This is a genomic window from Rhizobium sp. CC1099, assembly GCF_029714385.1.
Lineage (GTDB): Bacteria > Pseudomonadota > Alphaproteobacteria > Rhizobiales > Rhizobiaceae > Rhizobium.
Genome location: NZ_CP121643.1, coordinates 52,474 through 72,809 on the forward strand (window position 1 = coordinate 52,474; position 20,336 = coordinate 72,809).

General features: G+C 56.6%; 16 protein-coding genes and 2 pseudogenes. 11 read left to right on the forward strand and 7 right to left on the reverse strand.

The features are described 5' to 3' along the window. Positions 1 to 979: 979 nt before the first annotated feature. On the forward strand, positions 980 to 2,761 hold the full coding sequence (gene virD4, locus QA644_RS33665; RefSeq protein WP_283074254.1) for a type IV secretion system ATPase VirD4: 1,782 nt from the start codon (positions 980 to 982) through the stop codon (positions 2,759 to 2,761). Positions 2,762 to 2,909: 148 nt separating this feature from the next. Here virD4 and QA644_RS33670 read toward each other — a convergent pair whose 3' ends face one another. The 3 genes from QA644_RS33670 to QA644_RS33680 form a co-directional block, all read right to left on the reverse strand. Continuing rightward, a complete protein-coding gene (locus QA644_RS33670; RefSeq protein ID WP_283074255.1) occupies positions 2,910 to 3,437 on the reverse strand; it encodes a transposase in 528 nt (175 codons plus the stop codon). A 165-nt stretch (positions 3,438 to 3,602) separates the two neighbouring features. Next, the gene (locus tag QA644_RS33675) at positions 3,603 to 4,460 is read right to left on the reverse strand and encodes an addiction module antidote protein (RefSeq protein ID WP_283074256.1); all 858 of its coding nucleotides are present in this window, start codon (positions 4,458 to 4,460) and stop codon (positions 3,603 to 3,605) included. Positions 4,461 to 4,558: 98 nt separating this feature from the next. Further along, a complete protein-coding gene (locus tag QA644_RS33680) occupies positions 4,559 to 5,047 on the reverse strand; it encodes a ComF family protein (RefSeq protein ID WP_283074257.1) in 489 nt (162 codons plus the stop codon). Positions 5,048 to 5,190: 143 nt separating this feature from the next. On the opposite strand from QA644_RS33680, the gene QA644_RS33685 reads away from it, so the two are divergent. Beyond that, a complete protein-coding gene (locus QA644_RS33685) occupies positions 5,191 to 6,249 on the forward strand; it encodes a serine protease (RefSeq protein WP_283074258.1) in 1,059 nt (352 codons plus the stop codon). 49 nt (positions 6,250 to 6,298) lie between these two features. On the opposite strand, the gene QA644_RS33690 is transcribed toward QA644_RS33685, so the two are convergent. Together QA644_RS33690 and QA644_RS33695 are read right to left on the reverse strand one after the other, a co-directional pair. Further along, a complete protein-coding gene (locus tag QA644_RS33690) occupies positions 6,299 to 7,180 on the reverse strand; it encodes an ImmA/IrrE family metallo-endopeptidase (RefSeq protein ID WP_283074259.1) in 882 nt (293 codons plus the stop codon). Further along, positions 7,177 to 7,536 carry a helix-turn-helix transcriptional regulator gene (locus QA644_RS33695; protein ID WP_081159734.1) on the reverse strand — a complete coding sequence of 120 codons (360 nt, stop codon included), beginning with the start codon at positions 7,534 to 7,536 and terminating at the stop codon, positions 7,177 to 7,179. The genes QA644_RS33690 and QA644_RS33695 overlap by 4 nt, the downstream gene beginning before the upstream one ends. Before the next feature lie 103 nt (positions 7,537 to 7,639). On the opposite strand from QA644_RS33695, the gene QA644_RS33700 reads away from it, so the two are divergent. The 5 genes from QA644_RS33700 (at position 7,640) to QA644_RS33720 (ending at position 12,274) form a co-directional block, all read left to right on the forward strand. After that, positions 7,640 to 8,818: a patatin-like phospholipase family protein gene (locus QA644_RS33700; protein ID WP_283074260.1), complete on the forward strand. Its 1,179-nt coding sequence runs from the start codon at positions 7,640 to 7,642 to the stop codon at positions 8,816 to 8,818. Positions 8,819 to 8,821: 3 nt separating this feature from the next. After that, positions 8,822 to 9,394: a cyclic GMP-AMP synthase DncV-like nucleotidyltransferase gene (locus QA644_RS33705; RefSeq protein ID WP_283074261.1), complete on the forward strand. Its 573-nt coding sequence runs from the start codon at positions 8,822 to 8,824 to the stop codon at positions 9,392 to 9,394. Positions 9,395 to 9,435: 41 nt separating this feature from the next. Next, a complete protein-coding gene (locus QA644_RS33710; RefSeq protein ID WP_283074262.1) occupies positions 9,436 to 9,867 on the forward strand; it encodes a hypothetical protein in 432 nt (143 codons plus the stop codon). A gap of 145 nt (positions 9,868 to 10,012) precedes the next feature. Next, the gene (locus QA644_RS33715) at positions 10,013 to 11,689 is read left to right on the forward strand and encodes a ThiF family adenylyltransferase (protein WP_283074263.1); all 1,677 of its coding nucleotides are present in this window, start codon (positions 10,013 to 10,015) and stop codon (positions 11,687 to 11,689) included. 234 nt (positions 11,690 to 11,923) lie between these two features. Continuing rightward, a complete protein-coding gene (locus tag QA644_RS33720) occupies positions 11,924 to 12,274 on the forward strand; it encodes a hypothetical protein (protein WP_283074264.1) in 351 nt (116 codons plus the stop codon). A gap of 213 nt (positions 12,275 to 12,487) precedes the next feature. Here QA644_RS33720 and QA644_RS33725 read toward each other — a convergent pair. Both QA644_RS33725 and QA644_RS33735 read right to left on the reverse strand, forming a co-directional pair. Beyond that, positions 12,488 to 13,048 (reverse strand): annotated as a pseudogene (locus QA644_RS33725) (SOS response-associated peptidase); the annotation flags it as partial. Positions 13,049 to 13,221: 173 nt separating this feature from the next. After that, positions 13,222 to 13,395, reverse strand: a pseudogene (locus tag QA644_RS33735) (IS21 family transposase); the annotation flags it as partial. Positions 13,396 to 14,320: 925 nt separating this feature from the next. On the opposite strand from QA644_RS33735, the gene QA644_RS33740 reads away from it, so the two are divergent. The 4 genes from QA644_RS33740 (at position 14,321) to QA644_RS33755 (ending at position 20,319) form a co-directional block, all read left to right on the forward strand. Beyond that, positions 14,321 to 17,824: a WD40 repeat domain-containing protein gene (locus tag QA644_RS33740; protein ID WP_283074265.1), complete on the forward strand. Its 3,504-nt coding sequence runs from the start codon at positions 14,321 to 14,323 to the stop codon at positions 17,822 to 17,824. Then, positions 17,821 to 18,963 (forward strand): hypothetical protein, encoded by a 1,143-nt coding sequence (locus tag QA644_RS33745; protein ID WP_283074266.1) that lies wholly within the window; start codon positions 17,821 to 17,823, stop codon positions 18,961 to 18,963. Before QA644_RS33740 ends, QA644_RS33745 begins: the two co-directional genes overlap by 4 nt. 89 nt (positions 18,964 to 19,052) lie before the next feature. Beyond that, complete coding sequence (locus QA644_RS33750) at positions 19,053 to 19,568, forward strand: hypothetical protein (RefSeq protein ID WP_283074267.1); 516 nt, start codon at positions 19,053 to 19,055, stop codon at positions 19,566 to 19,568. Between the two features lie 295 nt (positions 19,569 to 19,863). Next, complete coding sequence (locus tag QA644_RS33755; protein WP_283074268.1) at positions 19,864 to 20,319, forward strand: hypothetical protein; 456 nt, start codon at positions 19,864 to 19,866, stop codon at positions 20,317 to 20,319. Positions 20,320 to 20,336 lie beyond the last annotated feature (17 nt).

Consider the following 20,336-nt stretch of genomic DNA (forward strand, 5'->3'; position numbering starts at 1 on the left):
CGCCCTGTCGTGCAGCGCTCTTGCTGAGCTGCCGAGCCGGTTGATCCGCTCGTGAAACGTTCCAACGGGGCTTGTCTGAACCGCCTCTCGCATGGAGTGGCTCGTGAGTTCAAAGCTCGCGAGATTATTCGCCGTTTCAGCAGTGTCGTGGGTGGGTAGACGGCTTGCCACCTCGGCCACGAGGTCATTTGGGAGGTCATTTGGAAAGTGAGTGTTTCGTTCGGCACCGCCGCCATCTCTGTATGAATTGCCAGCCGTACGTGCCCGCTGTCTATCGCGATTCATGGGTTACACTCCGATGTTGTTTCTACCGCTCCAACCTAACATCCAACAGTGGCCTACCAAACCGATATCGCGTTACAAATGTAGTTCTACCGAGGTTCAGATCCAAGCATACGAGCTTACCGAAGCCTCGCCTCCTTGATATCCCCTTTCCCTATCCCTGCCGCGGTGAGATCCTGTGAAGGGGCAACATGTAGGCAACCGTAGCTTCGAGGTTGACTACAAGAGGGTTTTAAGGACGGTCTGGCTTGCCGCCGGTTACGTCGGAGACTTGCCTAGGTCGCTTTTGCCTTTCGCGGAGAAAGCCGCCGAGTGCACGTCTGAAACCAACGGGCAACTGGCGAGGGCATCGGAACGCATCGACTCGAAGAGCATTGTGCAGCGAGCCCCGCCATCCCTAGGCAGTTGCAGTGCGGGCGATGGACTGCAATTCTGCCCGGCCATGATGAAGCGGAATCATGAGCTCGTTATCCCCCTACGTTACAAACGTGTTTCATGTTGGTTGGACATGCAACAATAATTTATTTTTTTCCGTTGATCGTAATTCCTCCGCCCCGTAGCGTTTGCCCTTGCTTCCCGCATGCCGGGCACAACCCGCGTCTCTCGCTTCAGCACGAGTGGGTGAGGCTGGCTGAATGGCGACATTGCGTGAAGAAGGCTCGATGCCTTGGAACCGCTCGGCCGGTACGGTGGAACAATGACTTCAGGCAAAACGACACTCTCAAGAATAACCATCAGCATCGTGTGCTCACTGGCAGCAGGTTTCTGTGCGGCAAGTTTGTACACAACATTCGATAATGGTTTTAGCGCTGAAGCGATGATGACAGTCAACATTCTCGCTTTTTGGTACGAGACCCCCTTCTATCTTGGTTACACAAGCCCTGTCTTCTATCGTGGCTTAGCTGTCATTGTCTCAACGTCCGGGCTTGTCCTGCTAATTCAGCAGGCGGTGTCCCGACACGATCGCGAACATCACGGCACGGCACGCTGGGCTCGCTTCCACGAGATGCGGCGCGCAGGTTATCTGCAGCGGTACAGTCGCATTAAAGGCCCGGTATTTGGTAAGACGTGTGGCCCTTCTTGGTCTGGCTATTACTTGACAAACGGCGATCAGCCTCACAGCCTCGTTGTTGCGCCAACCCGCGCTGGCAAAGGCGTGGGCATCGTCATTCCAACGCTACTTACGTTCAAAGGCTCAGTGATAGCTCTCGACGTCAAGGGTGAGCTTTTCGAACTTACCTCGAGAGCACGCAAAAGCTCGGGCGATGGTGTATTTAAATTTGCGCCGCTAGACCCAGAGCGACGGACGCATTGCTATAATCCTGTTTTAGATATCATAGCGCTCCCCCCGGATCGGCAGTTCACCGAGGCACGTCGTCTGGCCGCCAATCTCATTACGGCAAAGGGCAAGGGCGCTGAAGGTTTCATCAGCGGCGCGCGAGATCTTTTTGTTGCCGGCTTACTTGCCTGCGTCGAGCGCGGCACGCCAACAATCGGTGCCGTTTACGACCTCTTTGCTCAACCGGGTGAGAAATATAAGCTTTTCGCGCGGCTAGCCGAGGAGACTCAGAACAAAGAGGCTCAGCGGATCTTCGATGACATGGCGAGCAACGACACAAAAATCATAACGTCATACACTTCAGTGCTAGGAGACGGCGGGCTCAACTTATGGGCGGATCCGCAAATCAAGGCAGCGACAAGCCGATCAGATTTTTCAATCTACGATCTGCGCCGTCGCAGAACTTGCGTTTATCTCTGCGTCAGCCCAAACGATCTTGACGTGCTCGCGCCTCTGATGCGCCTGCTTTTTCAGCAGATCGTCTCAGTTCTACAGCGCTCGCTGCCTTGCAAGGAAGAGAAGCATGAGGTGCTATTCCTGCTCGATGAATTCAAGCACTTGGGCAAGCTGGAGACGATTGAGACGGCGATTACGACCATTGCCGGATACAAGGGTCGCTTTATGTTCATTATTCAGAGTCTCTCGGCACTAACGGGAACATACGAGGAGGCCGGCAAGGAGAACTTTCTTAGCAATACCGGCCTGCAGGTCTTCATGGCTACGGCCGATGACGAGACCCCGACTTATATTTCGGATGCTATCGGTGAATATACTTTTCAGTCACGTTCCATTTCTTATGGCGGCGGGCGGGCTTTCGATCGGAATATTCAGGTATCAGCTCAAGGAGCACGCCTTCTGCGGCCCGAACAGGTGCGCCTTCTTGATAACGATTGCCAGATCGTCCTCATTAAGGGTCAGCCACCACTGCAACTGCGAAAGGTCCGGTATTATTCCGATCGCATACTGAAATGCATTTTCGAAAGCCAGACAGGCAGCCTTCCGGAGCCCTCACGCGTGATGATGGTAAGAGAGGATCACAGTCTGGAGGAGATGGCCACACCTACAACTATATCTGACCGCGTGGGCTCGGAAAGTCCGGAAAAACACCCGCACCTCGGGCAGCCAAGTTTGGACGCCTGAAGCGTCCGAGAACATCCAACACCTCAACCGCGAGGAGCCGACTGAGGCAATGTCTGAGTGGTGCTGTCCCTTAGCGCTTAAATTGGGTCCTCCTCAATTTGTGTGGTTCACTCGCCGTTAGACATGATGTAAGCGCTTCGCCGCGACCCTATAGAATTTGGCTTGATATCTTGCGGAATTGCCAGGGCATGAGTTCTTCAATGCGGCTCTTGGGATGGCCGTTGATGATGGCTGTCAGGGTTTCGTCGATATAGGCGACGGGGTCAACGTCGTTGAGCTTGCAGGTGGCGACGATGGAAGCCAGAAGAGCCCAGTTTTCCGCGCCGACTTCGTGACCCGCAAATAGCGCATTTTTTCTCGTCAGAGCCACAGGTCTGATCGCGTTTTCGACTGGGTTGGTGTCCAGCTCGAGACGGCCGTCGTCAAGGAAGCTGGTTAGGCCATCCCAGTGGCTGAGTGCATAGCGGATGTCGACGGCAAGCTGGGAGCCTGAAGAGATCATCGATAATTGCTTTTCGAACCAGGGCTTGAGCGCTTCGATGATCGGCGCTGACTGTTGCCGGCGCGTGGCAAGCCTGATCTCCGGCGGAGCGCCCCGGACGGTCGCTTCGACAGCGTAGAGTGCTGCAATCTGGCGGACGGCGGTTTCGGCAATTGGCGATTTCGTATTGCGCATCTGCTTGACGAAGCGCCGACGCAAATGGCTCCAGCAATGCACGAGCACCCACGGACCCTCAGGCCGCTGGATATGGGTGATCCACGCAACAACGCCACGCTCAAGTCACCCCAAATACGTTGCATATTTAAACGACCGCTCCGATGCGCAACGCATCCTTCGGGGTTACAGGTTGGTCTGCATCTTTGCTTCAAGCGTGAGGCCGAGCGCGGAAATGACCTTAAGTATTGTCACGAGTTCCGGATTACCGTCTTTTCCAAGCGCCCTGTAGAGGCTCTCTCTCGCTAACCCCGTTTCTTTCGCGATCTGCGTCATTCCTCCCTTTTTTGCACGGGCAAGATGGCCCAACGCGTCGATAAATGAGGAAGGGTCGCCAGAGGCCAAGGCAGCATTTATATTGGCAGCCAGATCCTCGGACGGTGGAAGGCCTGTGGTAGAGCTCTGGACCGGCTCAACGTCTCGAGCCGTTTCGAGTAGATCGGCTTGCGCGCTTGACTCCTCTACTTCCCATTCGTCAGAAGTAGCGCGTTCGCGTAAATTCTCGCGCAGGTCAGAACTGCATTTAGCTAGAAATGCGCTCCATTGTTCCCCGGTTTTGAATGTTACCGGTGATTTTTCAGGTACGTTTAAAAGGACGGCTTTTTTCCCCGCCTTGATTAGACGCAGGACATTCAAGACCGTGCCTGGGCTCTTGCCGTCCCAGATCATGAATCCGAAATCGGCCTCTCGGGCCATCTCACGGTCTTTCGCCGCGTAAAATTGGAAGCCCTTCACGTGCTTCGGCGGCGTGATATTTTGCGTTCGCCAATCACCGAGATTATTGCGAGCTTTGTCACCGGAGCAGAATACGGTCACCTTTTCATACGCGGCGTCTGAAAAGTGCTTCTGGACCGCTTTGTCCGCACCATTGGCGTCACCGACAACAACGTGATGCCCATTCTCGATAATGTTGTTTAGACGCTCTTTCGCTTGAGCAGGCAGCCGCGAAATGTGTCGCGAGCCACCGATGAAAACGGTGTTCATTGGTTGCTCCGTGTCTTGGTTATTGTCAGGACGCGCACGCTCGATGCCTGCCCTTGTTCGAGCAGGACCTTGGTGATCTCGTTTAAGGTCGTCCCAGATCAGAAAACGTCGTCGAATAGAAGGATGTTTTTCCCGGCTGTATGCTGGGGATCAACACTATAAAGACCAGATGCAAGTTCCTTGCGCTTGGCCGGGTCATTCTCATTTTTTAGCTGAGCCGTCGGTCGAGTGGTGACAACGCACTTAATGACGGGAATCTGGACGGCTGCACCAATCCCATCCGCCAGAACGTACACCGGCTGGATAGCACGGGGAGTCGACGGAGGAGCAGGAATAAGAATGTCAAATTTTGCGCGATGAGGTTGGACGAATGCTGCGGCGGCTTCGATAATACCCTGCGCAGCACCTTGGTTGTTCTTATACTTCAATTGATAGAGTAGGTCTGCAATTGGGGGCCGCACCGTGTCAAATTGCATGTGACCAGCTTCGTTATAACCAACTGGCGTGCTGCTGGTCGTATGAAGATCCAGAGCCACGCCAGATTGCCAGTTGCCGTTTATCTCTTGCCAGTGAATCTCGACTGCCATTTTTATCTCCCAGCAGCGATATATGTAGCCTATAGGTTACATCTCAGCAAGTGATTTCATCCCTGTTCGCTGGACCGTTTACCTTCATCCCCTCATAACAACTCTGAATCTTGCGCGCGAACATTGATTGCGGAGTAGAGCTGATGACGAAGTCCGAAAAGAGCGTTTACCAGGAAACCTACGTACGGGCGGCGGGAGCGATTGCCTTTATCGCTATCGTTGATGCTAATGGTGATGAGGGGATTGGTTCGGCGTTCCATATCGGCGACGGGATCTTCGTTACAGCTCGGCATGTGATCGACGGGGTCACCATCAACGAAATTGCTACGACGAAGCCAGCACACCTAAGCGACGATACGGGCGGCAAAGCGTCCCCGCCCCGGTTGTTTAAGATCACCGACGGACCCTACTATGGACCGGATGAGCTCGATGTCGCAGTCTTCCGAGTCGATCTCGGGCAAACCCTTTTGCCGGCCATAACGGTCAGCCAGCACACGGACTACGCGCTCGAAGAAAATGATCTCATCCTATCTGACGTGTTGATCATTGGTTATCCTCCGATCCCCTTTACGATTCTCCCAAGCCAGGTCGTGACGCTGGGACAGATAAACGCTGTCGTGCGCGTTCATCATTCCAAGGTTCTGCACTTCATCGCCTCCGCGACAGCCCGTGGCGGGTTCAGCGGTGGTGTGGTGCTCGACAAGTCCGGCATTGCGCTTGCTCTTGTAACCGAGAGTCTCGGGACACGAGATAAGCCTGTAGAAATGGGATATATGAGTCTGCTGTCGATCGAACCCGCCGTAGATCTTGCGGCCGAGAAATTCGGCTTCAGCACTCATGGTAGCTATCCGGGTCGTTATAGCGACACGCTGTTTGCAGCAAAATTCTCGGACCCTAACGCTCGCTCGCTCAGCTCGTTCATCTACGACGCGAGCCTCTATGTCTATGATGACGATCGCGATGTATTCGTTGAATTCAATTGTGCAGATGAGGCGCTGTTAACGGAGGCGCTCGCCACATTCAATGCGATTACTCCACTCCGCCGCCAGCAGGTAGATGAGCACTACGTCCTCTACACTCCCGTCGACAACCCGCCTGCAAGCCTCTTACTTGATGCCGGGGAAGCGGTCGCGGCGCTTTTCGTTAGATCCGGCTACAGGATGATGGCATCAGAACGTAGTCATTGGCAGCTCAAGATTTAGCCCAGCTTGTAAGCTCGGCTAAACTCGAACTTCTGACCCAAGGCTACCATCAGCGCTTGAACCGTGGCGTCCAGCTTTCGATCAATTCCTGCTGCTCGTCCTCTTCGTCAGGCTCCAATTCCTGCCCAATCTTGGTAGACGTGAGAACAGTCAGCACTTTTCCGTAGGCGCCAAGGCCAAGAGATTCTTCCTTGACGGTCTGGCGTGTGGGGCCTCCAAGCCACTCCCGGACATCGATCTCATCCTTGACCCGTTCGCCGGCGGCAACGCGCGTCGGATCAGCAGCGAGCGTGGCAGTTACCGTGCCCAGGGGCAACTTGATACCCTTGCGAAGCCAGTCAAGTTTTGGGAGCGATTTCATGGCCTCGGACATGAAGCAATAATCAATGACACCGCCGGTGCTCATGATCACGGCCGTGGCAGCATCGCCGACTTCCGCATACCGGATTGCCGCCGCCGTCCTTGAGGCTATACAGAGGTCGGCGATGGCTTCGATAGCTCCCAGGCCTGGCTCCCGGCGGTCAATCTCCCTGCGGAACGGCTGTTCCGGCATCAACAAACCGGCCGCGAAGTGATCGGCTTCAAGCTCGTAGGGATCATTCGTGACGAATCCGCCGCGAGAAACGTGAATGCCGTTCTGAATAACCTGATCCACGTGACCCGGAAGAAAATAATGGCCAAGCTCGTGGGCAACGCTGAAACGTTGAAAGCCTTCGCTGCGGATATGGGTCGCATAGACAATGCCGAAATCGTTTCCGTGCCGGAGCAGCATCCCTGATACGCCATCAACCTTCTCCGGCTTACCCTCGACCATGATGTCGCGGCTTGCGGCGATTGCAAACGGATCGACCGGAAGAGACAGGAGTTCCTCCTCCTTGAGGAGAGCCTCAGCAGCTTGTCTTGCCATTTTGAGGCTGAATACCTTGCTCATCCACCCGAACCCTTTTTCTCAGCCGCGCGCCGCGCGAGCATCTGCAGAAAGTCTTTCGCAATTTCACGGTCATTTCCTGTCAGCTTGCTCATGTCGCGGAACAGCGGGTCGCCATCCTTTGCAAGCTCTGGCTCTTCGGACCGCCCCAGCAGGTAGTCGGTCGTAATCTCGAGAGCGTTTGCTAGTCGGCGCAGTGAGTCGAACGACGGTTTGCGTGTGCCCGTTTCAAAATGAGCGATGGAGCTTGCTGGCATCCCCGCTTTTTTTGCGAGTTCATCCTGATTGTAACCCCTTAGAATCCGGGCACTTTTCAGCCGTTCCTGAAAAATTTGCGACGGGTTCTTTTCTTCTGGCATGTCTACTCCGGCATGTAAATCTTGACGAGTTGTAAACCAAATCATATATGGTTAGACAGTTATCTCATGTCGAACGCGACAAGTGCAAGTGAAAGAACCGATGGTGGCTGGTAGTTCAGACGAAGTTGCAGGTACCGCGTCGCCCGACAAGGAAGACGTTCCGTCGCTCAAGCGCCCGTTTCGTGTCCTGAGCCTCGACGGCGGCGGAATGCGCGGGATCTACACCGCCGCGTTTCTCGCGCGGCTTATCGATCAGTTCGCGCGCGTTCGCGGGACGACCGCACTCGATCTCGGCGCAGGCTTCGATCTGATCACCGGTACCAGCACTGGCGCGATTGTCGGATGCGCTCTTGCGGTCGGACGCCCGATGCAGGAGGTCGTGAACCTGTATCGCGATCACGGGCCAAGAATTTTTCCCCATCGCATAACCGGTAAGCGCAGCGCGCTCTTTCGTGCGGCACGCGGAAGTAGTTACGTGCGTCAGGGTGACCAAGCGCTGCGCGAGGCGCTGACAGGTGTTCTTGGCGCCAAGACGATGCTCGATGTTTTCCAGGTACGCAATATTTCTCTGTCCATTCCGGCGGTTCTGATGAGCACGCATCGGGCATGGGTTTTCAAGAAGACGCCCCGCAGCGGCGTGCGCGACGACCTTTATCCTCTTGTCGACGTCTGCATGGCGACAAGTGCCGCGCCGATCTATCGTTCTCTGGCTGCAATCGATGATCCGAACTGCGCCGGCGGGCCGAAGCAGGTCTTCGCCGATGGCGGCCTTTGGGCCAACAACCCGATCATGGTTGGTCTCGTCGATGCCCTGACCATTGCCGGACCCGATCAGCCGATCGAAATCTACTCGCTCGGCACCTGCCCACGTCCCGAGGGCGACCATCTTGACGAGGAATCGGCTCATCGGTCTATGCTGGACTGGTCCCTTGGTGCCGACGTCGCTCCCTTAAGCATTTCCGCTCAGGAGTTTGCGTTCGACAATATGGCTCGCCTTCTCGCCAATGCGATGAGCGATTGCGGGCGCTCTATTCGGCGCGTCAGGTTTCCAAACAAGGCGGTGCCCGCGAGCATGATGCCTTATCTCGCTCTGGACGATACCCGTCCCGAGGCGATGGATCGGCTTGTTCACCAGGCCCACACGGATGCGGATTTGACGAAAAGTGCCTGCGATGATCGCAACAACCCGGAAGGGGTGATGATCTTGAGTTTGATGAATGATCTGCCGGCTATGCCGGTATCGGGTTTTGTATGGCCGACGAATGATGGCCGGAAAGGATAAGGCATGTTCGACTGTTCAAAAGATGTCCGGGCCTACCACGATCAGGATGTGACCCTGCCGCAGACCGAGCAGGAGAAGATGCGCAATCGGCGTGACGCCAACCGGACGCGGCTTCGCAATGGGCTGCAGAAGGCTGAAAAGCCCGGTCCTCTGGAGTTCGTCAAGCAGGGCAGTTACGCGATGAAGACGATGGTCCGTGACCCGGACAATGATTACGACATCGATGACGGCGTCTATTTCGCCAAGGAGGATCTTGTCGGAGATCGGGGCGCTGAGATGACGTCTCTGCAAGCACGTTGGATGGTGCGTGATGCCGTTGACGATGGCAAATTCAAGCGTGCCCCGGAGGTTCGTTCGAACTGCGTCCGCATCTTCTACGAAGCGGGCTATCATGTCGATCCCCCGTCTATCGTCGCGTCACGACGTCCACTATCTTCGGAGACGTATACCACTACGAGTTGGCCGCGAGCAGCGGCTGGAAGCGGTCCGACGCACGCGACGTTTCGGCCTGGTACGAAAATGAGCGTTCGAGCTCTTCGGATGGCCGTCAGCTGCGCCGTATCAATCGCGACCTGAAGAAATTCGCGCGCAGCCGGTTCAGCTGGCGTTCATCGATCTTGAGCGGTTTCGGCATCACCGTGGTTTTGACCGAGCGCTACCGATATTCCGCGCGTGAAGACGAGGCGCTCTACGACACGATGGTGTCGATCCGAAACAGGCTCGATTGGAACCTGCAGATCGCCCACCCGGTAACGCCGGACAGCTACATTACCAACGGGACTGATGACGCGCGCGCGCGCTTTTTCCGCGACAAGCTGACCGATGCGATCGATATGCTCGCGCCGCTGTTCGACAATGACTGCACTCGTGAAAAGGCCTTGAAGTGCTGGGACAAGTTCTTTTCGACGACCTTCTTCAGTGAACGGCTGGAGGAAGAGAAAAGGGCTAATGCTTATGCGCCCGCGATCATCGGATCAGCGGCTCTTCTCGGTCAGGCGGCCACTGCTGCCGCTGCGGTTAGCAGCGCAGGTGGCGGACGCCATGCATGACTTTAATCCATCGCTTGAATGGCGACAGGCCGCGCTTCAGCTCGAGGCGCGGCTGCGGGACCTTTTCGGTCAGGCACCAGAGCGATTGGACGGTCACACGATTTCGACCTGCTACCCCAAAAGGAATTGGACCGCCGCCTGGAGAGTGAGCATCACGTTTAGCGATGGCAATACACGGCGCATGGATGTTGTTGCGACGGCAGCCTTTCCCAGGATACCCGTTCGGACCGCGTTGGTAGATCATCCCGAAGCACTGACCTGGCCGCATGTCGAAGGCGATGGAATCCTCTGCCTGCTACCGAATATGTCAGAGGTCGATCCCGACGATCCAACGGCGGTCGCCGAAAATCTCCTGATCCGGTCGGTCGGTCTGATCGAGGAGCTGTTGCAGGGTGCTATCGTTGAACGGGATTTCAAGGAAGAGTTTCTGACCTACTGGGCCTATAAGACCCATTTCGATGGCAGCCGACTGTTCAGCCTGATCCGCCCGGAGGCGCCATCGCGCTCTGTCTGCGTTTGGAAAGGTGAGGGCATCACTGTCGTTGGCGAAAACGAGAAGGCGCTCCTGACATGGGTTGCTCGGCGGTATGGAGAAGGCGCAACGGGCAATACTACGCAGGGCGCGTTCCTCTGGATGGAAACCCCACCGCTTCCTGCACAATATCCGGACACGGCAGCCGACCTCTATTCGCTGGCGGCAGAATTAGGACCGGATTCCGTTGACGCGATCGAGGATGCGGCCCGCCAGATACCTGAAGAAATTGTCACCGTCATTGGCGCCGAAGGCCGTGGCGGCGCTGGCCTTATTGCCGTCCGGGCATTGAATCCGAAGTTCGCACATAGCCGACCATCACCGGTCGCTGAGCCAGTGACGAAAGGATTTCGCGCTGGCAAGGCACCGCCGATATTAGTCAGTCAGCGCTTTTTCGGGAGGATACCCGTGGTGAGATCGTCAGTGCAGCGCGCGGATGCGGCCTGGATACACGGACGAGGGCAGGACCCCCGAACCGAGAGACTTCTTTCCTCCACCGTCATCGTCATCGGTTGCGGTTCGGTCGGGGCGCCCGTCGCCTGCTCGCTGGCGCAAGCCGGCGTCGGCCATCTCATTCTCGTCGATCTCGATGAGTTGAGCTGGCCGAATGTCGGCCGCCACCCTCTGGGGGCGACTGCGATCGGCAAGAACAAGGCGGTTGCGCTGGCTGAGCGTTTGCAGATGGATTACCCCCATCTTCTTGTCGAAAGCCGGTCATATGGCATGAACGCCCTTTTGCAGATAGACACCGAATTGCTCACCGAGGCTGATCTTATCATCTCGGCGACGGGCAGTTGGGCGGCGGAGCATGCTTTGAACAACTGGCATCTTGAGCAAGGAAGGAAAAAACCAGTCCTCTATTGCTGGACTGAAGCGCACGCTTGCGCAGGTCATGCCGTGGCAATAGCCGAACACGGCGGATGCCTGCAATGCCATCTTGGCCGCACCGGTACCCCGGATTTCAAGGTGGTAAATTGGCCAGACGGTCTCGGTCAAAATAGAGAAGAGCCAGCGTGCGGCGCGCATTTTCAGCCATATGGCCCAGTGGAGCTTTCGTTCGTGAACGCCATGGCAAGCGATATGGCGCTCGACTGCTTGCTTGATGCGCCCACTACGTCGGTTCATCGGATCTTTGCTGCGTCGCAGAAGCGCATTGGGATGCTCGGGGGAGGTTACAGCACTGACTGGCTTTCCGAGTTCGGAATAAGGGATGGAGACGCGCGGGTGATCGATCGCCTTTGGAGCGAATCCGGTTGCGCCGCTTGCCACCGGCCGGCGCCTGATAAATAATGATCATATCAAGAACGATGACGTTCTAGCTGACTACCCTTGCGAAATTAGGAAATTTCGGTCTTGTGGCAGCTGCGGAAGCAATGAAACCCGGCGTGCTTATTTTGTGAAAGCCAGAATGGCAGATAGGTCGTACATACCGGCCGGGGCAAGTGGTCTTCGACAGGAATTCCACATAAGGGGTGGACCTGCGTAGGTATCGATGATCTTGAGGCACCGTCGCAGGAACGCGAAATGTGCGAAAGCGTTGATGTTCGCTATGTTCACTACATGGAGCACCCGGACTATCCGGACACACTTGCTGTAGGCTGCATATGCGCGGAGCATATGGAAGACGACTACGTCAGGCCAAAGCAGCGAGAGACAGGAATGCGTCTGATCGCCCGCCGGCGCAAATCCTGGACGCGGAAGAAGTGGCGTGTTTCGCTACTCGGAAATCATTTCGTCAATACAGAAGGCTTCAATCTTACCGTCTTTGAACGCGCCGAAGGTTTTGGGATCTCTGTCGCGCGTCGCGGAACGATAGGCATCAGACTGGAAGGAAGAACTATCCGACGCGTGATGGCGCGAAAGCCGCCGCACTAAGCGCGCTCCTATGGGCCAAAACCCATTTGTGAGGAGCCAGCTCAAACGACGTTCAGGAGTGAAGGTTGGTGTGCTAAGTCCGGCCGGACTGCGTAGGTCCGAACGCACCGCAGCAAAAAAGCCTCTATTATCTTGAAGTCATCGAAGCGATGCACCTCCTCCCGCGGTAGGCTTTTTCGTTTTCCAATACAATCAAGCTCTGAGTTCAGAGCGTCAAAGCAGACTGCCCTGTTCCACCGGCTCTCCGGATTTCGACACGATCGTGGATCCGTATGGTTCGCGTGAGGAAATGATCAACGCGTCATTTGGCAGCGGACGGGCGAGATCCTTGGCCTCGTCCCAGGGCGCTCGCATCCACGTGTCCGTTTCTTCCTTCGTCAGCAACAGGACGGGCATGGCTTTCTCATGGATCGGCTTTACCAGGCTGTTGGGATCGGTGGTCAAAAACCCATAGAGGTCGTCGGTCGTCAGGCCGTCCCTGACCTTTCGAACGCTTTTCCACTGCGGCACATGTATGCCGGCGAAAAACATCAGCGATTTTGCGTCATCGCAGGCAAACCAGGCATTGGGCACATTGCCACCTTCCTGTTTACTCGCCGGATCGGGCTCGGCGAAGCTGGTGACAGGGACAAGGCATCGATGCTCCACGCCGAACCACCGTGTCCAGTGCGGGAAATCGAGATTGCGCACATTGGTCGTGCCGCGGTCGGCCTCCATGCGGATCAGTTCCTCTAGGTCGAAAGGCTTGCCTTTGGCAGCGAGTTTCTCAGCCTTGGCCAAGGCAGACATCGTCGGTGAGAATCGGGCATTCTTTGGGGTCCCGGCTATTCGGGATGCGAAACGTGCGTCAACGGGGCGGCCACTTGTTGTCCTGTCGCACGGCTACAGCGGTTCGTGGCGAAACCTTAGCTGGTTGGCGATTGATCTCGTCGAGCAAGGTTACATCGTTGCAGCACCGCATCGCTGACATTATCGCCCAACGGCCAGGAAAGCCCGGAAATCTCGACACGGCGCTGCGGCTCACGCACCGTCGACGGCGCCGCACCAACGCGCACAGCAATCGACTTGTGGTCAAGGACTTCCTCAAATCGGTATCTTAAGATCTCGCGGACACGCCGCATCTTTAGTCTCTCCGCTGGCATTGCATTCCTTCCTCTCAGGCAACTGAAAGGACGAACTTCTCACCAGCAGGACACCCCGACAAACAGCCCATTCAGGGGCGGCATCATCTCGGAACAACGCAGGTCCAGCACGAGGTTTGTTACGTCGGTGATTCCTATCGGTTTCGCAGTTCGCCAGAACCGCGCACAACCGATAAACCGCTGCTCCCAGCCTCGTCGCGCCGATCATGAGTGGTCCAGTCGGCTCGACGTTGCTAGGCCACCGAATTTGCCCCAGTTACCGAATTTGGGGTCGTGTCCTTTGGCAGTTAATCGTGAGAATGCGGCGGTACAAGCGGGTCGGGGCATTTAATATTCTCGAGGCGATTGGCGGCTGCCAATGCCACTATAACCGATCTTATTGCTGCAATGACAATAGCCAGCTATTCCCCGCGGTAATTCTCAAACTAAGTGCCAAAATCCACACGAAAATCTCACATTAACTGACTAGTCTCAAATTAAATGCCACGCTATCTTATTGAAACGATTGAGGTAAGAGTCTTACGATTAACTGCAAAACGGCAGCAAGCGTGTTGGTGTGCAGCGAGGAAGTTCTTTAACGATAAAGTGTTCGGAAACGCAATTGAAGTACATGGTCCGCGAACACTGGGTGCCCCTGACGCCGGAGCCTGCCCGTTCAGGTCATGAGGCACGATGCGCGGGATCGCCCCGTGCCGCTTGTGTGGTTGCATTTTCGGCGTGAGGCGTAGTATAAATGGCAGTCTAATACTTGATCTGATCTGATTATTTTCCAGGTGAACCTTGGAGGGTGCGGTCAGACAAGTAAAGTTGGAAAAATTATTCCGTAGAATTACGCTGAAGGCGACCAAACGCAAAGCAGATCAATACCAATTGAACTGCCGACGTTCCAGAGGGGGGGCGGGTGATGTTTGCAGTAGCGAGATACCTCATTCTCATGCTTGTATTGGTGGTCCCGGACGTCTTGAGCGCCGCCGACCTCGGACGTCTCGTAATCCCGTTCGGGCATTCGGGTCCTGTACGCAACGCGGTCGTCAGCGCCGACCGTCATTGGCTTGTGACAAGTGGCGCTGACGGCTTCGTGATGATGTGGGATCTGGCGCTGGGCCTGCCTGTCGCACGCTATCCGGAGCATGAGGCCGCGATTAACCACGTCGCCGTTAGCCGCGATGGCGCGTTCATTTTCTCGGCACAGGAAGTAAGGCGCGCCGAATTGCTTCAAAGCGCGACCGGAGCAGTCCTGTCGAAATTCGTGACCGAGCCCGAGTGGATCGAGGACGCGGCGATCAGTTCCAATGGAGAACTGATCGCGCTCTCCCTGTCGAGCGGGAATGGCAGTTTCCAGGTCACTCTCGTCGAGGCCAGCAGCCGAAGGGTTCTCGCGCGTTCACCCCGCTATGACCGGCGACCCCGAGACCTCAGATTCTATTCCAACGATCAGAAGCTCTTCGGCTACGTGGAGGATACAGCGGTCATCAACTGGGAAACGGTGAAGCTCACCGAAACCGGCAAGAGCACGATGGGTGCCTTTGGTCTCGCGACCTTCGACGAGGCAAACAACCTCCAGGTGAAGCTGACCGGTCCAAGCAGGGGAAAGCTTGTTCTTTCGATTTTCGATGCCAATCTCGGGGCGGTCCAGGCCGACATTGCTTTGTCGGGGATCGACGGACTGAGCGGGAACATCCTGGCGATATCCGAGACCAGATCCTGGCTTGCCTACGGTGGCATGGGCTGCAACATCGATCTCGTCTACCTGCCGGACCCTTCCATAGGGACGAGGTTTCACGCTGCCTACGACCGGTTCGGTGCGCAGGACACTCTGGCGCTCTCCTTTCTCGATGACACCCATCTCCTGGCCGCGTGCGCGGATGGCAGCTTTGCTGTCTGGGAGATCGTAGCGCCGGGGCCTGGCGGGCAGCTGTCGGCGACGGTTTCGAAGCGGATCAACCCGAAGATCGAATTTGAGCGGCGCGCCAAACTGTCGTTTCTCGGGGAAGGGAGAGCGCTGGCGCTTGCCAACACGGCGAGTGGTCCAAAAAGAATGTATGTCGACCCTGCGCCTCCAAACACGCGATTGCTCGACATTACTTCAGGGCGAGACGTTAATATCGCCGGGCGCGTGTTTGCCGTCAGCCCGAAGGATAGTTCAATCGTTACCGTTCAGCGGCTCCAAGGCGACGCCGATCCCCCGGCAGAGCAGTTGACGCGCTGGTCACCGGATGGGCCGACAAAGCTCTCCGCCGTCACGCAGGCGCTCTACCCGACGACTAGCATCGCCTACCTTCCGGACGGCGACCATCTGCTCTACGCCACGATTTACGGGCCGCTCTATCAATTGCGCGCCGACACATTCGAGACCGAGATCATATATGTTCCGGACTCTCAATGGCACACGACCTGTCTTGTACCGCATCCGACCGCGGATCTTTTCATCCAGTGCAACGAATATGGTGTGCGGGTTTTCCAGGTCGGCCAGCCATCATCGATGGCCGAATTCAGTGAGGATCAATATGTCGAGGACGCGGTGTTCGACACCGACGGCAAATCCATTTTGTATGCCACACGCGGTGGTGTCTGGCGCTTCGATTTCAAAGGCTCCGGCAAGCCGGAGCTCGTGATTCCCGTCGACGAATGGGGGGCCGACCCCGTGCCGCAACATGTCCGCACGCTGGCAATCTCCCCCGTGGATGGGAGCATTGTCATTGGTGTGGAGAGCGGAAAGCTCTTCGCTGTGCCGCGGGCGGGAAGTGGCTTTGGCCCGCCTCGGCGCATCTGGGGATCCTACGAGGATGTGAGGCGCGTAGCGTTTACCCCGGACAAGAGACTTCTGCTCGTTGCGAGCCTCGGTGTCGATGTATTCGATGCGGTCAGCTTAGAGCCTAAACTGAGCCTGTTCGAGACGTCGGACGGCAGCTGGATCGCGGTCGATCCGACCGGCCGTTTCGATACCAACAATTTCGACATTCTCGGGGATTTTCGCTGGCGTCTCGATCCAGAAGACGTCCGTCACGCGATTTCGTTCGAAGCACTGATGGAACCCTATTTCTCGCCGGGCCTGATTGGGGACGTGTTTGGGGGAGAAAAGCCCGGACATGTCGATGAGGGTCGATTGATCGAAGAGCCGCCGACCGTATCCATCAGTGGGGTAAAGCCACTGGACGCGGGACGCGCAGACGTCACCGTCATAACGAGACCAGGGCTTGTCGCGGATCCCGTGGCGCAATCGGGCGCCTTCGACCTGAAACTGTTCCGCGATGGCCAACTCGTCGCGGCAACAGCCGGTGACATAAGCGAATCGGACAAGGCAAAGGTCGATCCGGACGGCGCGGTCGAGATGACATACAGTGTCATGCTGCCGAAAGACCCGGCGATTTCGCAAACCGTCTTTACCGCCTATGCGTTCAACGCAACAGGGCGTCGGTCGGCGCCGTCAGCACCGTTCGCCTTTAGCATTCCACATCCGGCTGGACAGATCGCCACGCGGACTATGTATGTCATCGCCGTCGGCGTCAACGCGAACGACAATAACGGTCTGGTCCTTAGCCATGCGGTGGCCAGTTCCGAAGCATTTCTGAACGGTCTCGGCAATGCGATCGACCATGAAGGCATGCACTACCAACTCGTCAAAGTGCCAATTGAGGCACGTTCGCCCGGGCGGCTCGTCCCGGGAGAGCAACGGCCGCCGGTTCTTCCTGCTGACAAGAAAACCATTCTCGGCGTTCTCGCTCTTTTGGCCGGCCGGCCCGTGAACACCAACGAGTGGCCGCGCGAAATCGCCGAAAGCCTCAAGCCCGTTGGCCCAGACGATGCGGTGGTTCTCTACGTCGCGGCCCACGGCGTGGAGCAAGGGAAGGTCTTTCAGATCATGCCGCAAGATACCGATCCGGCGTATAACATCGCCCGGGATAAACCGTGCGATTGCGCCATCACCGATACGGAGCTGACCACGTCGTTTGCCGCAATCGACGCTCGCCATCTTGTTCTTGTTCTCGATACATGTTCGTCTGCTTCGGCTGTTGTCGCCGAAGGGAGAAAACTCGGACCTTTCAATGGGGCGCGCCTCGGACAGCTGATCTACGACAAGCAGATGATTGTGCTGGTGTCCTCAGAGCCGAGCAAGCGGGCAACCGCAGTCGGCAAGACCTATCTGACCCAGGCCATTGTCGATAATGCGCTGATATCGAAGGGCCTTTGGACCTACCCTTCACATGCAAACCTGAAAGACCTCTTGGATTATGTCGAGTTCGTTCTGCCGGGAATCGGCAGTCGGGATCCTTCGGAGGCAGAGCGCGCCCAATTTTATCGGCTCAGCAAGTCGATTGAGGACCGAGCGCGAGAAATTGCGTTGGTACAGCCAGCCGACGGCGCAGCTTGGGTGGAGATGTCACCTGAAGGGATGGGAGAAAAATGATAAGCCGCAACATCGGACATTGGCTTCTGCCGGGATGGGTCTTGCTGTTTGCGTTGTTCGCAAGCGGACTTGGTTTGGACGGCCCCAAAGCACAAGAGTCGGGGGCGTTCCATACGGTCGAAGGTGCGGACGTTCCAGACGGCTTGCTCTTTGAACTGCTCGCCGCAAACAAGGATAACTCCGATGTCGGACAGGTGATGACTGTCGATGCAAAGCTTGGCCTGGCAAGCGTCGCGCTCACGAAACGGGAGCCCGCGGGCTTTCTGTTCGAAATCGGCCAGACGGTCGCTGAAAGGCATTTCCGTCTAGATGGGGATCTCATTGAATTTCTCTTCCGGGTCAATGGCAGCGAAGACCTTGTGGGACTTGCGCAAAAACCAAGCCTGTTGGTACCGACAGCCGATATCGGCAATGCCGATGTCAAGGAGCGGATCGAGAGGGGCGATCAGCTGGTTGTCTTTCTCGACCGCAAACTGAAAAATCAGCTCAGGGACGGCCTCGACCTGTTTGATAAACGGACGCAGGACCTAGGTGGAAATATCAGCCCTCCATCGCTGGCCGAGAGCCTCGCGGCGATGAAACCTATTTCCCAGGCTTGGATGAATGCGCTCGATGCGAGGCAGATGCCCTTTTCGATCCAGTCGCTCGAAGGGCTTTCGCAGCAATTCGCGACGCTCAACGAAATAGTTTCTCGTATCCTCGGGGGGAGTGCGTCCGTCAACGATGTGGAAACGGCCGCCGACATCGCCGCAGATGGGCGATACCAGGCAAGCTTCCTCGGCGAGACGCTCGGGAGCAGCGCGAATCCTGCCGGCGGAACGCGGATGGAGATGAAGATCGAGGTGCGGCTGTGGGCCGATCTGCCAATGACGCGTCCACAGTCAGGGATTACGATCTTCTATTCGAAACCATACCAGACCGATCCGCGACAGTTCCGGCGCGCGGGGCTTTCCTCGCCCGTCAACTTCTCGGCCATGTACGGCATCTATTGCATCTGGGCGGAAGAGCCGGTTGGAACCATCGTCAGCGAGGTTGCGATGTGGCAGCCTCCCAACCATTTCGATGACGATGCCCAGCCTCTCGATTTGATCTATCTTGGCAAACGAGCTCAAAAATCACCCAATCGATGCCAACAGTGAGCGGGACACCAATGGATTCCCATAAAATTCTAAGGGCGGGTCAACTGGTTGGATCCATTCTTGCCTTGTTCGGCTCGGTGCTACTGGCTGTGGCTCCGCCTCTCCCGGGCTTGGCATGCGATGGTCCTGGCAGCGAACTGACGAACGGCTCTCTCGCATCCTTCATTATTCTAGCGTTGACGCTCGTCATTATTGCCGCGACACGCCAGCGCCGGACAAGGGCGCGTCAGCGCAGCTGGTTCGTCCTGGCACTGTGGCTGTTTGCGACATCGATCATCCTGATACCCGCCTATGTTGTCGCGCGCCAGAGCCTGACCGCACCCGTCATCGACACGGGTCCAGGATTGTCGGGCAACAGGGCTGTGATTGGGCTCTGGGCGGAAGCTGAAAGTCTCAGAAAGGCCCTGGGCTGCGGCTACGACAGCAGTACCGCGATGATAAGATTCTTCGGATGCGACGCTGTCGTGCCTCAACTGTGGACGTTACAGGCGGTCATCGTTTCCTACCTGCTGCTAATGACCCTTTATCTTGCATGCCTGCTGGTCATCGTCACATGCCTGCTGTCGATCAGTGAAGGTGTGTTTGGCGAGTTCCAGCATCTGTGACAGGCCTTTTCTACGGTCGCATCCAGGAGGCGATTTTCGTCCAAGGTTAACATTCGAATTTGTTATATCGCGGGCAAGGCACTGAACCAAAAGCAGTGATCCCACGCGCTTCGGCGGGCTGGCCGGCACGGTGGACCGACTGAACTGGTGACCCTCGGTAAGGCAGCGGATAGCGGAAAATTCACGAGTAAAGACGCTTGGGCTAACCGAGTTTTGTCGCCGCCAGCAGTCGACCGGCGAGCCATTGGCTTGCTCCGAGGAATTGATTGAAACAGTCCAAAATAGGTACTTGCGGTTGAGCATCGACGCGTTACTCTGCCGTTCGGAATTACGCATCAACATAGCCCACCTTGGGAGGCTTTATGACGCAGACGTCCTTCCACCCGCATTTTTGAAAGACTTCGATCGCTCGCAGCACAAGGATCAACTTTATGCTGACTGGCATCTCGACATGGATCAGCTCGCCGGAACGGGTGCGGCTTCCTTTCCCGCTGCCTTCAGTGCCATCAATCCGCCTGCTGGAAGCCAACCGAAGCAGGCAAGTCCCGAATGGACGGGCATGCCGCGAACGATCAAACGTATCATCGGTCCCTCCATCGCGGCGGCAGCAAAGGAAATCGACGAGCCGCGCGAGATTGGTGCGATGGATCCAGTCGACATGCGCGCCTACGATCCGTTCCGCGACTCCGACGGCGAGGTCTACGAGGGGCCGCTCTATCGATCTTGCCGAACGGGTGACGTTCCTCGATGAAGTTGCCGCCTTCAGTT

Bases quoted from the DNA above. Each gene is read 5' to 3' on its own strand.
- virD4 (WP_283074254.1), top strand. From the start codon at position 980: ATGACTTCAGGCAAAACGACACTCTCAAGAATAACCATCAGCATCGTG.
- QA644_RS33670 (WP_283074255.1), bottom strand. From the start codon at position 3,437: ATGCGCAATACGAAATCGCCAATTGCCGAAACCGCCGTCCGCCAGATT.
- QA644_RS33675 (WP_283074256.1), bottom strand. From the start codon at position 4,460: ATGAACACCGTTTTCATCGGTGGCTCGCGACACATTTCGCGGCTGCCT.
- QA644_RS33680 (WP_283074257.1), bottom strand. From the start codon at position 5,047: ATGGCAGTCGAGATTCACTGGCAAGAGATAAACGGCAACTGGCAATCT.
- QA644_RS33685 (WP_283074258.1), top strand. From the start codon at position 5,191: ATGACGAAGTCCGAAAAGAGCGTTTACCAGGAAACCTACGTACGGGCG.
- QA644_RS33690 (WP_283074259.1), bottom strand. From the start codon at position 7,180: ATGAGCAAGGTATTCAGCCTCAAAATGGCAAGACAAGCTGCTGAGGCT.
- QA644_RS33695 (WP_081159734.1), bottom strand. From the start codon at position 7,536: ATGCCAGAAGAAAAGAACCCGTCGCAAATTTTTCAGGAACGGCTGAAA.
- QA644_RS33705 (WP_283074261.1), top strand. From the start codon at position 8,822: ATGTTCGACTGTTCAAAAGATGTCCGGGCCTACCACGATCAGGATGTG.
- QA644_RS33720 (WP_283074264.1), top strand. From the start codon at position 11,924: ATGTGCGAAAGCGTTGATGTTCGCTATGTTCACTACATGGAGCACCCG.
- QA644_RS33740 (WP_283074265.1), top strand. From the start codon at position 14,321: ATGTTTGCAGTAGCGAGATACCTCATTCTCATGCTTGTATTGGTGGTC.
- QA644_RS33745 (WP_283074266.1), top strand. From the start codon at position 17,821: ATGATAAGCCGCAACATCGGACATTGGCTTCTGCCGGGATGGGTCTTG.